The sequence below is a fragment of the Rhizobium sp. TRM96647 genome (assembly GCF_025780115.1).
In the GTDB taxonomy this organism is placed as follows: domain Bacteria; phylum Pseudomonadota; class Alphaproteobacteria; order Rhizobiales; family Rhizobiaceae; genus Mycoplana.
On record NZ_JAOXHF010000011.1, the window covers coordinates 16,856 to 32,376 of the forward strand.

Genomic DNA, 15,521 nt, shown 5'->3' on the forward strand with positions numbered 1-15,521 from the left:
CTATTCGGGGGGATTGCGGAATGAGCATCGGTCGCACCTTGCTTGCGGGCGCAGGCTTCCTCGCCCTCGGTTGCACCTTCGGCTGGGCGCAGGAGGTCAATGGCGTGCCCGGCACGCCAAGCGCCACGACGACGATCGAGGGCCGGCAGCTTCCACCGCCGGACCCGGCCTTCGGCGGGGTCATCAAGGAGAAGGCGGCAGACTCCAGACCCTGGTGGGCGCCGCGCATCGTGCCGCCCAAAGGCGCGCCGAACGTGCTGCTCATCATGACCGACGACGTCGGTTTCGGAGCGCCGTCCACCTTCGGCGGCGTCATTCCGACGCCAGCACTCGACCGCATCGCGGAGGAGGGGCTGCGGTTCACCAATTTCCACTCCACCTCGCTCTGCTCGCCTTCGCGCGCTGCCCTGATCACCGGGCGAAATCATCATGTGGCGGGCTTCGGGGTCGTCGGCGAGATCGCCACCGGTTTTCCGGGCTACGATTCGATCATCCGCAAGGAGTGCGGCACGATCGGCACGATCCTGAAGGAAAACGGCTACGCCACCTCGTGGTTCGGCAAGGACCACAACACGCCCTTCTACCAGGCGAGCCAGGCGGGGCCCTTCGACCAGTGGCCGAACGGCATGGGCTTCGACTATTTCTACGGCTTCGTCGGCGGCGACGCCAGCCAGTGGCAGCCGAACCTCTATCGCAACACCACGGCCATCTACCCCTTCGAGGGCAATCCCTCCTGGAACCTGACGACGGCGATGGCGGACGACGCGATCCAGTACATGAAGCAGATGAAGGAGATCGCGCCCGACAAGCCGTTCTTCGTCTACTACGTGCCCGGCGGCAGCCACGCCCCGCATCATCCCACGCCGGAATGGATCGACCGGATCTCCGGCATGCACCTCTTCGACGAGGGCTGGAACAAGCTGCGCGAGACGATCTTCGCCAACCAGAAGCGGCTCGGCATCATGCCCGAAAACGCGAAGCTGACACCCTGGCCGAAGGAACTGCCGCAATGGGACAGTCTCGACTTCGAGCAGAGGAAACTGTTCGTCAAACAGGCGGACATCTACGGCGCCTATCTCGCCTATACCGACCACGAGATCGGCCGGGTGATCCAGGCGGTCGAGGATCTCGGCGAATGGAACGACACGCTGGTCATCTATATCAGCGGCGACAACGGCGCGAGCGCCGAGGGCATGGTCAACGGCACGCCGAACGAGTTCACCACCTTCAACGGCATCCCGGTGCCGGTGAAGGACCAGTATCTCTGGTACGAGTTCTGGGGCTCCGACCGCACCTTCCCGCATTTCTCCGCCGGCTGGGCCTGGGCCATGGGCACGCCGTTCAAGTGGATGAAGCAGGTGCCGTCGCATTTCGGCGGCACGGCGCAGGGCATGGCGGTGTCGTGGCCCGGCCACATCACCGATGCCGGCGGCATCCGCCGGCAGTTCCATCACTTCATCGACATCGCGCCGACCATCCTGGAGGTGACCGGCATAGCCCAGCCGGACACCATCGACGGCATCAGGCAGCGCCCGATGGATGGCGTCAGCATGGCCTATGCCTTCGACAAGGCGAACGAGACCGCGCCGTCTGCCCGCAAGACGCAATATTTCGAGATGCTCGGCAACCGCGCCATCTATGACGAGGGCTGGGTGGCGGCGACGACGCCGGCGACGCTGCCGTGGGAACTGAGCACCAAGGCGCCGCCGGACGTGATCACCGGCTATGCGTGGGAACTCTACAACGTCGCCGAGGATCCCACCCAGTCCAACGACCTCGCCGCATCGATGCCGGACAAGCTGAAGGAGATGCAGGCGCTCTTCTATTCGGAAGCAGCGAAGTACGACGTGCTGCCGCTCGACAATTCGACGCTGGCGCGCTGGAACGCCGCCCGTCCGAGCCTGACGGCGGGCCGGACCGAGTTCAGCTACTCCGGCGAACTCAGCGGCGTGCCGAAGAGTGCCGCGCCCAGCATCCTGAACAGGTCCTACACCATCACCGCCGAGGTCGAGATCCCGGATGGCGGCGCCGAGGGCGTCATCGTCACCGAGGGCGGGCGCTTCGGCGGATACGCATTGTTGCTCAGCAAGGGCGAACTGGGGTTCGGCAAGGGCAAGGTCGTCTTCCTCTACAACCTGCTGGATCTCAAGCGCACCGCCTGGGAGGGGCCGACACTCGACGCCGGCCGGCACACGATCGTCTTCGACTTCGTCTCGGACGGTCCGGAACTCGGCAAGGGCGGCAAGGGCACGCTCTCGGTCGACGGCAAAGAGGTCGCGAGCAACGTCCTGGAGCACGGCACGCCCGTCACCTTCCCGGAAGACGAGAGCTTCGACGTCGGCCTCGACACGCGCTCCGGCGTGGCGATGCTGGAATATCGCTATGACGTGCCGTTCCGGTTTACCGGCAAGATCGACCGGCTGACCTTCAAGCTCGGGGAGCAGCCGAAGGCGGCCCCGTGACGGCCCGATGGCCGGACGGGCAGGGTGAAAGGCAATCGCGGTGATCCTGTCGAGACACGCGACGCTGATGGTCGCAGCCGCCGGCGAAGCGGCGACGGGGCTGGCCTTGCTGGCCACGCCGTCCTTCGTCGGGCGGCTTCTCCTCGGCGCGGAGATCGATGGCGCGGGCGTTCCGGCGGCGCGGGTGGCCGGCCTTGCCCTGATCGCGCTGGCGATCGCCTGCTGGCGCGGCTCGCCGCTGCAGGCCATGCTCTTCTACAGCGCCGCCGCCACGCTCTATCTGGCCTGGCTCGGCCTCGCCGGCACCTTCGCCGGCATCTTCCTGTGGCCCGCCGTCGTCTTCCATGCCGTTCTCACGGTCCTGCTGGCCGCGGGCGGGAAATGAAGCGCCGTCTGCGGGACGGCGGACGGAATTTCGGCAATCGAATCAAGCGCACGCTCCGCCGGCCATGCCCGCCGCTCGTCGTCGGGTCATACTGGTCGCCGTTCCGTCACGGATGCACCGCGAGGCGTCGCGGCGAGGCGGAGCCGACGCCTTGTGCGGGGGAGGGACGCGTTTCCCCGCACCGAGGGGTTCGCAGAAAGGCCTTCCTCTGGAGACGGCGGGACAAGTCCCGAGTTGCGCTCCGGACGTGTCCGGGTGGCACACAGGTCAGTCGCCGGCGCAAACCGCCTGCGACTGGAGCAGCAGGGCGAAGTTGCGGACAAAAACCGTCGAACGGGGCGCTGAAAGGTGTCACATAACCAAACTCAGATGAGGCAGCTTCCAGCGCCCCGTCCGAACCATGCGAACAACGCGGGCGGCGTTTCCGTCGCGCGAATGCCCGTTGCCGTCCGCTGGCTTCCAGAGCCCCGAAGACGGATGGGCTGCCGGCCTATCGGCGGTTCATGTCGGTGACCACCCACCGGTAGAAATAATAGATCGCGACAGAGGTGACGAGCAGGGGCCAAAGATGGACGAGTTCAGGCATGAGGGCGCTTTTCTTCCGTCAGGCTCCTCCCGCGCTTCGAATCGGATTGCGAAGCCGCGCGGGCAGGGTTAACAAATTCTTCATGCTCGTTCTGCGGGCGCCGGGCAAGTCCTTAAGAAGTTGTTCACATGCCGATTTGCCGGTCGCGTGTCATTTTTTCATCATGTTCGCCGGTGTGGGCAGGTCGCGCTCGCCTGATCGGATGAAGCCTCGGTGAAGCGTCCGGGCCAAGCCTCCCCCTGGCGGGGAGGATGGAGGGCGAGCTTCGTTCCTGGGCAAGCGCCCATGGCGTTCCCGCCGCAAGCCTTGACAAATCGGACCGGTCATGCGCTTTTCCGCCCGATTTTGAAGACGCGCGGCCCCGCTTTCCGGGTCTGGCCGCGCAGCATTCCAGGATAGAACAATGCACCGTTACCGCAGCCATACCTGCGCCGCCCTCCGCAAGTCCGACGTCGGCCAGACGGTCCGTCTTTCCGGCTGGGTCCACCGCGTCCGCGACCATGGCGGCGTGCTCTTCATCGACCTGCGCGACCACTACGGAATCACCCAGGTCGTCGCCGATCCGGACAGCCCCGCCTTCAAGGTCGCCGAGACCGTTCGCGGCGAGTGGGTCATCCGCATCGACGGCCTCGTCAAGGCGCGCACGGACGAGACGGTCAACAAGAACATGCCGACCGGCGAGGTCGAGCTCTATGCCCACGAGATCGAGGTGCTCTCTGCCGCCAAGGAACTGCCGCTGCCGGTCTTCGGCGAGCCGGACTATCCCGAGGACGTGCGCCTGAAGTACCGCTTCCTCGACCTGCGCCGCGAGACGCTGCACAAGAACATCGTCAAGCGTACCCAGATCATCGCCGCCATGCGCCGCGAGATGACCAATGTCGGCTTCACCGAATATTCGACGCCGATCTTGACGGCGTCCTCGCCGGAGGGTGCGCGCGACTTCCTGGTGCCGAGCCGCATCCACGAGGGCACCTTCTACGCGCTGCCGCAGGCGCCGCAGCAGTACAAGCAGCTCCTGATGGTTGCCGGCTTCGACCGCTACTTCCAGATCGCGCCGTGCTTCCGCGACGAGGACCCGCGCGCCGACCGCCTGCCGGGCGAATTCTACCAGCTCGACCTGGAGATGAGCTTCGTCGAGCAGGAGGACGTCTGGACCACGATGGAGCCGGTCATCCGCGGCATCTTCGAGGAGTTTGCCGGCGGCAAGCCGGTGACGCAGCAGTTCCCGCGCATTCCCTATGACACCGCGATCCGCAAGTACGGCTCCGATAAGCCGGACCTGCGCAACCCGATCGAGATGCAGGCCGTCACCGAGCACTTCGCCGGTTCCGGCTTCAAGGTCTTCGCCAACATGATCGCATCGAACCCGAAGGTCGAGGTCTGGGCGATCCCGGCCAGGACCGGCGGATCGCGTGCCTTCTGTGACCGGATGAACGCCTGGGCGCAGTCGACCGGCCAGCCGGGTCTCGGGTACATATTCTGGAAGGAAGAGGAGATCGTTACGGCACCTGCCAACCCAAATATGATGGGATTTTTGCAGCCTACTAAGAAGCTCGCAGGCTCTGGGCCGCTCGCCAAGAACATCGGCGAAGAGCGGACCGAAGCCCTGCGCACCCAGCTGGGTCTCGAAGCGGGCGACGCCTGCTTCTTCGTCGCCGGCGACCCGGCCAAGTTCTACAAGTTCGCCGGCGAAGCCCGCACCCGCGCCGGCGAGGAACTGAACCTCGTCGACCGCGACCGCTTCGAGCTCTGCTGGATCGTCGATTTCCCGTTCTTCGAATATAACGAGGACGAGAAGAAGATCGATTTCGCCCACAACCCCTTCTCCATGCCGCAGGGCGGGCTGGACGCGCTTGAAAGCCAGGATCCGCTTTCGATCAAGGCCTACCAGTACGACATGGTCTGCAACGGCTTCGAGATCGCCTCGGGCTCGATCCGTAACCAGTCGCCGGAACTGATGGTCAAGGCCTTCGAGAAGGTCGGCCTCAGCCAGCAGGACGTGGAAGACCGCTTCGGCGGCCTCTACCGCGCCTTCCAGTACGGCGCTCCGCCGCATGGCGGCATGGCCGCCGGCATCGACCGCGTGGTCATGCTGCTCGTCGGCGCCAAGAACCTGCGCGAGATCTCGCTGTTCCCGATGAACCAGCAGGCGCAGGACCTCTTGATGGGCGCGCCGAGCCCGGCAAGCCCGGCACAGTTGCGCGAACTGGCGCTGCGCGTGACCCCGACGCCGAAGAAGGACTAGGACCTTGCTGCGGACGCTGTTCGAACGCGGCCGCGCAGCTTTCTCCCGTGCCCTGGCGGCGGCGCTCACCGCCGCCTTGGCCTACTGGCTGGCGCATCTGCTGTTCGGCCAGCCGCAACCGCTCTTCGCCGCGATCAGCGCGCTGATCTGCCTGGCGCCCGGCATTCCCGATCACCTGAAGCAGGGCGCCAACCTGCTCCTCGGCGTGACGGTCGGCATTCTCGTCGGCGAACTGGCGTTCCTGATCCCCTACGAATGGGGCGAAGTCCGGCTCGCCAGCGCCACCTTTGTCGCGATGATCCTGGCCTCGCTGTTCGGCCCCGCGCCGGTTGTCCCCATCCAGGCCGGCGTCTCCGCCATGCTTGTCCTATTGATGGGCCCGCAATCCGCAGGTCTCGCCCGTTTCCTCGACGTCATTCTGGGCGTGGTGATCGGCGTCACGGTGGCCGTTATGTTCTTCAGGAACAAGCGGGAAGACTGATCGGCGCGTGCTCCTATGAAATGTCACAAAACATTCATAAATGCTTGAATATCCGTTAAGTCTCGCAAAGCCATAGGTCGGGCTCCGTTCCCGTTTCGATGGCACCGCACCATGTTCCTGTTGTCAAAGCTCAAAATCGCCCACCGCGTGATGCTGCTCGGCGCACTCGCCGTCACCGGCATCGCCGTGATCGCCGGAATCCTGCTCGTCCAGCGGCAGGTCGAGGCCCAGAGCCGCGAGGTCGGCTACCGGCTCGCCGCCCGCGAGGCCGAGTTCGCCAGCCTCTCGGCCGATTTCCTCGCCGCCCGGCTGAACGAGAAGGATTTCCTGCTCGCCCGCGAGATGGCCGCAAGTTCCGCCTTCGAAGCGACCGCCGATGCGGCGACGGCCCGCCTGGAGACCCTCCGCTCCGCCGCCGAGCCGGCGCTCTCGGCCGAACTTGAGGAGATCGAGGCGCGCTTTGCCGCCTATCGCGCCGCCTTCGCCAGCCTTGTGACGGTCAACGGGGAACTGGGCCTCGACCAGTCCACCGGGCTGGAAGGCGCCATGCGCTCGGCCGTCCACGACATCGAGGAGCAGTTGCAGGGCGTCGAGGACACGGGCGTGCTCGCCAGCATGCTGATGCTGCGCCGCCACGAGAAGGACTTCATCCTGCGCCGCGACCCGAAATACATCGTTCGCCACGCCGAGGAGGCCGAGACGTTCACTGGCCTGGTGCGCAAGCTCTACCGGCCCGGCGCCCAGCGCCAGCGGGTGATGGAGCGGTTCGACGTCTACCGCAACGCCTTCCGCCTCTATGCCGAGGCGAGCCTGAGGGAAACCGCCGCCCGTGCGGCGGTGAGCGCCGCCCATGCGGCCATCGAACCGGCGAAGGACCGCGCGACCGCGCTCCTGGCGGCAGGCCGCACCGACCACGTCGCCGCAACCGACGCCTCGGCGGCCCGCACGATCATGGTGGTCGCCGCCCTCATCGCCGGCGCGGTGGCGGCATTGCTGCTGGCCGTCTGGCTCGTCGGCCGCTCGATCGTCCGCCCGATCGGCCAGATGACGGCGGCGATGCGCACGCTTGCAGGCGGCCGGACGGAGATTGCCGTGCCGGGACTGGAGCGGCGCGACGAGATCGGCGCCATGGCGGCCGCTCTGGAAGTGTTCCGGCAGGCCGCGATCGACAACCGGCGGCTGGAGGAGCAGGCGGAAGCCGAGCGTGGCCGGGCCGAGGCCGAACGCGTCGCCATCCAGGCCGCCGCCGAGGCCGAGGCGAATGAGCGGCTGATGCAGGCGACCGGCGGCCTTGCCGGCGGCCTGCGGCGTCTCGCCGACGGCGACCTCGACTTCGCGCTGGTCGAGCCTTTCTCCCCCGAATTCGAGGGGCTGCGCCACGATCTCAACCAGGCGCTCAGCCAGCTCGGCGGGACGCTGGCACAGATCGCCACCGCCGGCATCACCATCGACGGCGGCAGCCGCGAGATCAGCGCCAGCGCCGAGACGCTGTCCGGCCGCACCGAGCGGCAGGCGGCAGCGCTGGAGGAGACGGCGGCCGCACTCGACGAGATCACGGCCAATGTCACCCAGGCTGCGGAACGGGCGCAGGAGGCCCGCGACGTCGCCACCCGCGCCAACGCCAATGCCGAGCGCACCGCCGAGCTCGTCGGTGGCACGGTCGGCGCGATGGAGCGGATCGAGCAGTCGTCGCGGCGGATCTCCAGCATCATCGGCGTCATCGACGAGATCGCCTTCCAGACCAACCTCTTGGCGCTGAACGCCGGCGTCGAGGCGGCGCGCGCCGGCGAGGCGGGCCGCGGCTTCGCCGTCGTGGCCCAGGAGGTGCGCGAACTCGCGCAGCGTTCGGCGGTGGCCGCAAGGGAAATCAAGGACCTGATCCGCCAGTCGAGCAGCGAGGTCGAGGACGGCGTCGGCATCGTCCGCAACACCGGAACGGCGCTGGAGGCGATCGGCAGCGAGGTCAAGGCGATCCACGCTCTCATGGAGGCGATCGCCGTCTCCGCCCGCGAGCAGTCGCTGGGCCTGAGGGAGGTCAACCAGGCCGTCAACCAGATGGATCAGGGCACCCAGCAGAACGCCGCCATGGTGGAGGAGAACAACGCCGCCAGCGCCGTCCTTGCCGCCCAGGCCGAACGCCTGCGCGACCTCGTTGCCGCCTTCCGGCTGCCGGAAGCGACCGAGGCACGCGACGACGTCGCCGACGAGCAGCGTCGGGTCCTGCGGTTTTCCCGACAGGCGGGCTGAACGGCCGGCCCCGCTCGCCCTGTCGCGGCCTGCCCGGAATTGCGGGCCGCGCCGGATCCCTGACGGGCTCGCCTGTCACCCCTGTCACCGGCGCGATGTTGCCATGCAACGGATCGGCGTCTATACAGCGGGAACTCACCCCGGACCCGGTGAAACCCCGGGTGGCTCTTCTGGCCGCCGATCCGCCAGACAACGCAAAAGCATCAGACCAGTCGCATGCCGGATCAAGCCCCGGCCTGGATGCTCTCATTTTGCGAAGTTCTCCATGAAAACCACGCTATCCGCCTACCGGCGCGAATGGTTCGGCAACATTCGTGCCGACATTCTCTCAGGGATCGTCGTCGCCCTGGCCCTCATTCCCGAAGCCATCGGCTTCTCCGTCATCGCCGGCGTCGATCCCAAGGTCGGCCTGTTCGCCTCCTTCGCCATCGCCTGCGTCTCCGCCTTTGCCGGCGGCCGGCCCGGCATGATCTCGGCTGCGACAGCGGCGACCGCCGTCCTGATGGTCACGCTCGTCAAGGAGCACGGGCTGCAATACCTCTTCGCCGCCACGCTCCTGATGGGTGCGATCCAGATCGCAGCAGGCATGTTGAAGCTCGGCCGCGTGATGCGCTTCGTCTCGCGCTCGGTCATAACAGGCTTCGTCAATGCGCTGGCGATCCTGATCTTCATGGCGCAACTGCCCGAACTCGTCGGCGTGCCGCACCTGACCTATGTGATGATCGCCGCCGGCCTCGCCATCATTTACCTCTTCCCCTACGTGACCAAGGCCGTGCCGTCGCCGCTCGTGGCGATCCTCGTCCTGACCGCGGTCGCCTGGTTGGGCGGGCTGGACCTGCGCACCGTCGGCGATCTCGGCGAGCTTCCCGCAGCGCTCCCCGTCTTCGCCCTGCCGCAGGTGCCGCTGACCTTCGAGACGCTGCAGATCATCTTTCCCTATTCGGTGGCGCTCGCCGCGGTCGGCCTGCTGGAATCGCTCCTGACGGCGCAGATCGTCGACGACATGACCGACACGACGAGCTCGAAGAGCCAGGAGTGCATCGGCCAGGGTGCCAGCAACATCGCCTCCGGCCTGATCGGCGGCATGGGCGGCTGCGCCATGATCGGCCAGTCGGTGATCAACGTCACCTCCGGCGGCCGCGGGCGGCTGTCGACCTTCGTCGCCGGCGCGTTTCTTCTGTTCCTGATCCTTGTCCTCGACGACCTCGTCCGCATCATCCCGATGGCCGCACTGGTGGCGGTGATGATCATGGTCTCGATCGGCACGTTCTCCTGGCGCTCGGTGCTCGACCTGCGCCGCAATCCGCTGTCGTCCTCGATCGTGATGCTGGCGACGGTGGTGACGACGGTCGGCACGCATGATCTCGCCAAGGGCGTGCTGGTCGGCGTGCTGCTCTCCGGCGTCTTCTTCGCCGGCAAGGTGGCACGGCTCTTCCGGGTCCGTTCCGGGATCGATGCCGGCAGCAGGGTTCGCACCTATGTGGTTGAGGGCCAGGTCTTCTTCGCCTCAACGGAAAGCTTCGTCGCGGCCTTCGATTTCGTCGAGGAGGTGGAGAAGGTGGTGATCGACGTCTCCGGCGCCCACCTCTGGGACATCAGCGCCGTCGGCGCGCTGGACAAGGTGGTGCTGAAGTATCGCCGTCACGGCATCGACGTCGAGGTGCGCGGTCTGAACGAGGCGAGTGCGCACATGCTCGACCGCTTCGCCGTGCACGACAAGGACGGCGCAGCACTGCCTGCATCGCACTGAGTGGCCCAATCGGGCATGGAAAACCCGGCGGGATCGCCGCCGGGTCGCTCATCGTCGGTCGCAGGGCCGTTGCCTACTCGTTCGCCGTCACCGTCACGCCCAGCACCTGCGGGATCGTGTTCGGCGCGCCCATGGCGGCGCCCATGATCATCGGGAAGGGGACCGGTGCTGCCGGGGCCGCGGTGATCGTCAGGCTTCGCGGGTCGTCGAGATAGGTGTTGACCGCCTGGGCGATCTGGTTCTGCAACTCCGGCATGTTGAGCTGCGCGATCATCAGCGGCGCCAGACCCTTCAGCGACTGCGCCATCTGCTCGCCGCTGACGCCCTGTTCGGCGCCGACGACGTCCAGCACCTTCTTCGTCAGCGAGGCGTCGACGAAGCTGACCTTGGCGCTGTTGAAGGTCAGTTGCTGCATCAGCCCCAGCATCGACATGCCGAGCGCGTTGTTGGCTTCGTCGCTGTTGGCGTTGGCCTGGCTCGCCTCGATCGCCTCGCGCATCGCATTGATGAAGTCCAGCGTGTAGCCGGAAATGGCGAAGGTGAGGTCAAGCCGGCCGATATCGTCGAAGTCGATCGCGTATTCGTCGACCGTCATCAGGCCGGTGTCGAGCGCCCAGCCGCCCTTCATGCTGGCCTTGCCGCTGATTGTGGTCAGGCCCAGCTTCTGGATCGTCTCGCGGCTCTTCGGGTCGTCGACCTGGGTGAGGTCAGCCTTGATGCCGGAGACCGTGCCGTCATAGTCGAGCCCGGCATTGCCGGCGCGGCGCACGACGTTGCCCTCCATGCCGGAGAGGGAGAAGACCTCGGTGCCCTTGTTTGCGACCGTGATCGGGCCGGAGCTGGCGCGCTCGTAGAAAAGCATGGTGTCGAGCGAGGTGCCGTCGGCCTTCGCCGGGATGACGAGCCCGCCGAGCTGCATGCCGCTCGCCGTGATGGTCGTGTCGCCCTCGGTGCGGTTGACGTCGGCAAACCGGACCGTCTCGACCGTATAACCGCCGTCGCCGCTTTCCGCCACGCCCTCGAGCCTGACGTCGCCGATCTCCGCCGGCTCGCCGCCGGTCGACGTCACCTTCGTGCCCTGGAGGGTCAGGGTGTCGCCGTCGGTGGCGATGCTGGCGAAGGAGACGGTCAGCCCGCTTGCGCCGTTCGCCGCATTGAGCTTGGCGACGAGGTCGGCGCCGTCCAGCGCGAAGGCGGGGCCTGCAAGGGCTGCAAGCGCAACGCCTGTCAGCGTCGTGCGGAGAGTGCGGTAATGAAACATCGGAATTCCTCTTATCTGGCAATAGGATGACGGGTGCCGTCCCCGCACTTATACGTGTGGCGCGCGGACAATATTCGCGCGCGGTTAAGCATCCGTGCAAGGCCAGTCTAGTGGGCGAAGGGCCCGGAAATGTGACCTGCACCCGCGCGGCTATCCACAGCGCAATCGCCCGGATTTCTTGCCGCGAATCGGCTAGTTCGCTAGTCAAGTCCCATGGGACAAGAGATTTTGCCGCCCGGTGGCGGAGACGACGACAACATCCTTCCGGTCGACCTGAAGGCGGCGCTCGAAGAGCGCTATCTCGCCTATGCGCTGTCGACCATCATGCACCGGGCATTGCCCGACGTTCGCGACGGTCTCAAGCCGGTCCACCGCCGCATCGTCCATGCCATGCGCGTGCTCAGGCTCGATCCGGGGCAGGCCTACAAGAAATGCGCCCGCATCGTCGGCGACGTGATGGGTAAGTTCCACCCGCACGGCGACGCCTCGATCTACGATGCGCTGGTGCGCCTGTCGCAGGATTTCGCCATCCGCTATCCGCTCGTCGACGGGCAGGGCAATTTCGGCAACATCGACGGCGATAACGCGGCCGCGATGCGCTACACCGAAGCGCGCATGACCGACGTCGCGACACTGATCCTGGAGGGGATCGACGAGGATGCGGTCGATTTCCGCCCCACCTACAACGAGGAGGACGACGAGCCGGTCGTGCTGCCGGGCTCCTTCCCCAACCTGCTCGCCAACGGTGCCTCGGGCATCGCGGTCGGCATGGCGACGTCGATCCCGCCGCACAATGCGCACGAGCTCTGCGACGCAGCACTCTACCTGATCAAGAACCCGCAGGCGACGGTCGAGGAACTGATGTTCGATCCGGCCAACCCGCAGAAGGGCGGCATCGAGGGACCGGATTTCCCGACCGGCGGCGTGATCGTCGAGAGCCGCGCGAGCATGCTGGAATCCTACCGCACCGGCCGCGGCGGATTCCGCGTGCGGGCGAAATGGGAGACCGAGGACCTCGGCCGCGGCGGCTACCAGATCGTCGTCACCGAAATCCCCTACCAGGTGCAGAAGTCGCGGCTGATCGAGAAGATCGCCGAACTGCTGATTGCGCGGAAGGTTCCGCTCTTGGAGGACATCCGCGACGAATCCGCCGAGGACGTGCGCATCGTGCTGGTGCCGAAGAGCCGCAGCGTCGATGCGGCTCTCTTGATGGAATCGCTGTTCAAGCTGTCGGAGCTGGAAAGCCGCATTCCGCTCAACATGAACGTGCTGTCCATGGGCCGCGTGCCGCGGGTGATGGCGCTGAACGAGGTGCTGTCGGAATGGCTGGCGCATCGCCGCGAGGTGCTGCTGCGCCGTTCGCGCCACAGGCTGGCGGCGATCGAGCGCCGGCTGGAGATCCTCGGCGGCTACCTCGTCGCCTATCTCAATATCGACGAGGTCATCCGCATCATCCGCGAGGAGGACGAGCCGAAGCCGGCCCTGATGGAGCGCTTCACGCTCACCGACCTGCAGGCCGAATCGATCCTCAACATGCGGCTGCGCTCGCTGCGCAAGCTCGAGGAATTCGAGATCCGCACGGAGTTCGACGGCCTGACCAAGGAGAAGGCTGAGATCGAATCCCTGCTCGCCTCGGAGGCCAAGCAGTGGCAGACGGTGGCCTGGCAGATCGGCGAGGTGAAGAAGAAGTTCGCCAAGGCGACCGAGATCGGCCGTCGTCGCAGCCAGTTCTCGGATGCGCCGGAGACCGACATCGAGGCGATCCAGCAGGCCATGATCGAGAAGGAGCCGGTGACGGTCGTCATCTCCGAGAAGGGCTGGATCCGCGCGCTCAAGGGCCATATCGCCGACACCTCGGGCCTGCAGTTCAAGGAGGGCGATGCGCTCAACGTCGCCTTCCCGGCGCAGACGACGGACAAGATCCTGATCGTCACCACCGGCGGCAAGGTCTATACCCTCGGCGCCGACAAGCTGCCGGGCGGCCGTGGCCACGGCGAGCCGCTGCGGATCATGGTCGACATGGAAAACGACCAGGATGTGTTGACGGCCTTCGTCCATGATCCCGCCCGCAAGGTGATCCTCGCCTCGCAGGCCGGCAACGGCTTCGTCGTTGCCGAGACCGAGATGGTCGCCAATACCCGCAAGGGCAAGCAGATCATGAACGTTGGCATGCCGGACGAGGCGAGGCTCGTGGTGCCGGTGCGCGGCGATCACGTCGCCGTCGTCGGCGAGAACCGCAAGATGCTGATCTTCCCGCTCGTACAGCTGCCGGAAATGTCGCGCGGCAAGGGCGTGCGCCTGCAGCGCTACAAGGACGGTGGCGTTTCCGACCTCCGCTGCTTTGCGATGGCCGAGGGGCTCAGCTGGGACGACAGCGCCGGCCGCACCTTCGTCCGCACCCGGGAAGAGCTCGCCGAATGGATGGGCGACCGCGCCGGCGCCGGCCGCACGGTGCCGAAGGGCTTCCCGCGCAGCGGCAAGTTCAGCGGATAGGGTTCAGGACCTGGAGGGCAGGGGGGCGGTGAAATCGCGCAGGAAGCGTGTCGCCCCGTCCTCGTCGATCTCGCCGGCGGCCACGCCGAGAACGAATTCGATCACCAGGCCCTGATCCGCCCGGATCAGGTGGCCGTTGATGTAGAGAAACATGAAGGCCGCCAGAAACCCGGTGCGCTTGTTGCCGTCCGAGAAGGGATGGTTGCGGACGATACCGTAGAGGTAGGCGGCTGCGAGTACGAACAGGTCATCCTCGCCGTAAGCCGCCTTGTGCTGTGGTCGCGCGAGCGCCGCTTCCAGCGCGTTTTCGTCCTTCAGTCCCGGCAGGCCACCATGTTCTCGCAACTGGTCGCCATGGACGAGCTCGATGGCCTCGCGGGTGAGCCACTTCAGCTGGTTCATTTGGCGAGTTCGCGCAGGGCGACACGGTATTTCTCCATGCCGATGCTCGCGGCGCGGAGCTGTTCGGCGAGCTCGGCATTTTGCGGAACGAGCGTGAGCTGGCCGTTTTCTTCCGTCACGGCAAATTCGTCCCCCGCCTTCAATCCCAGACGCTCCAGCACCTCTTTCGGGATGATGATGCCTTCGGAGTTGCCGATCTTGCGGATGGTGACGTTCATGGCCGTGTCCTCATGTTGCAACGGTGTTATAACATGGATGGCGAGCCGTCGCAATGCGAGCGGTCAGGCCTGTGTCGCGGCGACCTCTGGGCAGCCTTTGAGGTGGCGCGCCGCCCTTGCCTTGCTGCGCATCTGCCACAGCGAATGGGCGAACAGCGCTGCAATCAGGATCGAGCCGCCCACAAGCGTCTGGCCGGAGGGGCGCTCGGTGAAGATGATCCACACCCAGATCGGCGCAAGGATGGTCTCCAGCAGGTAGAACATGCCGACTTCGGGCGCGGAGAGATAGCGCGGGCCGGTGGCGAGGCACCAGAACGCCAGCGGGATCATCACCAGCCCGTTGAAAAGGATGAAGCCGGGCTGTTCGATCTGGAACGTCCCGCCCGGCAGCATGGTTAGGGCGACGGCGGCGGGGATGACGGCGGCGACGAGCGGCACGAACCCCATGTCGGCGCCGCTCTTGCGGCTGACGGTGATCGCGCTGGCGAGCACGAACGCGTTCAGGGCTGCCATCACATCGCCGAAGAGATTGCCGCTGACCAGTCCGTCCTGCACGATCAGCGCCACGCCGCACACCATGGCGGCCATGGCGAGCAGCGTCGCGTTGGCCGGCCGCTCGCCGAGGAAGATCCAGGAGAGCAATGCCGCGAACATCGAGGTGAAGGCGAGGATGAAGACCACGTTCGCCGTCGTCGTGTTGAAGACCGCGAGCATGAAGGTCATCGACCCGATGCCGTAGAGCGCGCCGGCCAGGATGCCCGCGCGGCCCGGAACGAGCGTGAGCGGGCGCCGAAGCAGGAGGCGCACGATCGACCACACGACGAAAGCGACGGTGCAGGTCGCAAGGCTGCGCACCGCCAGCACCGACCACACCTCGCCCTGCGCGGAGCGGATCAGAGGAATGTCGAAGGAGAGCGCGAGGCCGCCGATGGCGGTGATCAGCAGGCCCTTGCGGTGCAGGGCGGGGTCTTGGAGGTACGACAAGCGAAAA

11 protein-coding genes and 1 other annotated feature are annotated in these 15,521 nt (G+C 66.3%); of the genes, 7 read left to right on the forward strand and 4 right to left on the reverse strand.

Features of this window, described 5'->3' with window-relative positions; genetic code table 11:
• Positions 1–20: 20 nt before the first annotated feature.
• The 6 genes from OCK02_RS18405 (at position 21) to OCK02_RS18430 (ending at position 10,156) form a co-directional block, all read left to right on the forward strand.
• Positions 21–2,462: an arylsulfatase gene (locus OCK02_RS18405; protein ID WP_263814298.1), complete on the forward strand. Its 2,442-nt coding sequence runs from the start codon at positions 21–23 to the stop codon at positions 2,460–2,462.
• Between the two features lie 40 nt (positions 2,463–2,502).
• Positions 2,503–2,847, forward strand: a complete 345-nt coding sequence (locus tag OCK02_RS18410; RefSeq protein WP_318530145.1) for a hypothetical protein — start codon at positions 2,503–2,505, stop codon at positions 2,845–2,847.
• 989 nt (positions 2,848–3,836) lie between these two features.
• Complete coding sequence (gene aspS / locus OCK02_RS18415) at positions 3,837–5,678, forward strand: aspartate--tRNA ligase (protein WP_263814299.1); 1,842 nt, start codon at positions 3,837–3,839, stop codon at positions 5,676–5,678.
• Positions 5,679–5,682: 4 nt separating this feature from the next.
• Positions 5,683–6,159 carry an FUSC family protein gene (locus OCK02_RS18420; RefSeq protein WP_230803616.1) on the forward strand — a complete coding sequence of 159 codons (477 nt, stop codon included), beginning with the start codon at positions 5,683–5,685 and terminating at the stop codon, positions 6,157–6,159.
• A gap of 111 nt (positions 6,160–6,270) precedes the next feature.
• Entirely contained in the window at positions 6,271–8,406 is a 2,136-nt protein-coding gene (locus tag OCK02_RS18425; protein ID WP_263814300.1) for a methyl-accepting chemotaxis protein, read from the forward strand.
• Between the two features lie 139 nt (positions 8,407–8,545).
• Positions 8,546–8,601, forward strand: a sequence feature (sul1 is cis-regulatory element that is thought to sense ions involved in sulfur or methionine metabolism; They are found in Alphaproteobacteria).
• Between the two features lie 70 nt (positions 8,602–8,671).
• Positions 8,672–10,156 carry a SulP family inorganic anion transporter gene (locus OCK02_RS18430; protein ID WP_263814301.1) on the forward strand — a complete coding sequence of 495 codons (1,485 nt, stop codon included), beginning with the start codon at positions 8,672–8,674 and terminating at the stop codon, positions 10,154–10,156.
• Positions 10,157–10,229: 73 nt separating this feature from the next.
• On the opposite strand, the gene OCK02_RS18435 is transcribed toward OCK02_RS18430, so the two are convergent.
• Entirely contained in the window at positions 10,230–11,417 is a 1,188-nt protein-coding gene (locus OCK02_RS18435) for a hypothetical protein (protein WP_263814302.1), read from the reverse strand.
• A 213-nt stretch (positions 11,418–11,630) separates the two neighbouring features.
• Here OCK02_RS18435 and parC point away from each other — a divergent pair, with 213 nt between their 5' ends.
• A complete protein-coding gene (gene parC, locus OCK02_RS18440; RefSeq protein ID WP_263814303.1) occupies positions 11,631–13,910 on the forward strand; it encodes a DNA topoisomerase IV subunit A in 2,280 nt (759 codons plus the stop codon).
• A 3-nt stretch (positions 13,911–13,913) separates the two neighbouring features.
• Here the strand turns inward: parC and OCK02_RS18445 are convergent, their stop codons facing one another.
• From OCK02_RS18445 to OCK02_RS18455, 3 genes are all read right to left on the reverse strand, one after another.
• On the reverse strand, positions 13,914–14,312 hold the full coding sequence (locus OCK02_RS18445) for a type II toxin-antitoxin system death-on-curing family toxin (RefSeq protein ID WP_263814304.1): 399 nt from the start codon (positions 14,310–14,312) through the stop codon (positions 13,914–13,916).
• The gene (locus tag OCK02_RS18450) at positions 14,309–14,530 is read right to left on the reverse strand and encodes an AbrB/MazE/SpoVT family DNA-binding domain-containing protein (protein ID WP_183807103.1); all 222 of its coding nucleotides are present in this window, start codon (positions 14,528–14,530) and stop codon (positions 14,309–14,311) included. The genes OCK02_RS18445 and OCK02_RS18450 overlap by 4 nt, the downstream gene beginning before the upstream one ends.
• 63 nt (positions 14,531–14,593) lie before the next feature.
• Positions 14,594–15,514 (reverse strand): DMT family transporter, encoded by a 921-nt coding sequence (locus OCK02_RS18455; RefSeq protein WP_263814305.1) that lies wholly within the window; start codon positions 15,512–15,514, stop codon positions 14,594–14,596.
• Positions 15,515–15,521 lie beyond the last annotated feature (7 nt).

Coding starts and splice junctions, on each gene's coding strand:
- OCK02_RS18405 (WP_263814298.1), top strand. CDS start 21: ATGAGCATCGGTCGCACCTTGCTTGCGGGCGCAGGCTTCCTCGCCCTC.
- aspS (WP_263814299.1), top strand. CDS start 3,837: ATGCACCGTTACCGCAGCCATACCTGCGCCGCCCTCCGCAAGTCCGAC.
- OCK02_RS18425 (WP_263814300.1), top strand. CDS start 6,271: ATGTTCCTGTTGTCAAAGCTCAAAATCGCCCACCGCGTGATGCTGCTC.
- OCK02_RS18430 (WP_263814301.1), top strand. CDS start 8,672: ATGAAAACCACGCTATCCGCCTACCGGCGCGAATGGTTCGGCAACATT.
- OCK02_RS18435 (WP_263814302.1), bottom strand. CDS start 11,417: ATGTTTCATTACCGCACTCTCCGCACGACGCTGACAGGCGTTGCGCTT.
- parC (WP_263814303.1), top strand. CDS start 11,631: ATGGGACAAGAGATTTTGCCGCCCGGTGGCGGAGACGACGACAACATC.
- OCK02_RS18445 (WP_263814304.1), bottom strand. CDS start 14,312: ATGAACCAGCTGAAGTGGCTCACCCGCGAGGCCATCGAGCTCGTCCAT.
- OCK02_RS18450 (WP_183807103.1), bottom strand. CDS start 14,530: ATGAACGTCACCATCCGCAAGATCGGCAACTCCGAAGGCATCATCATC.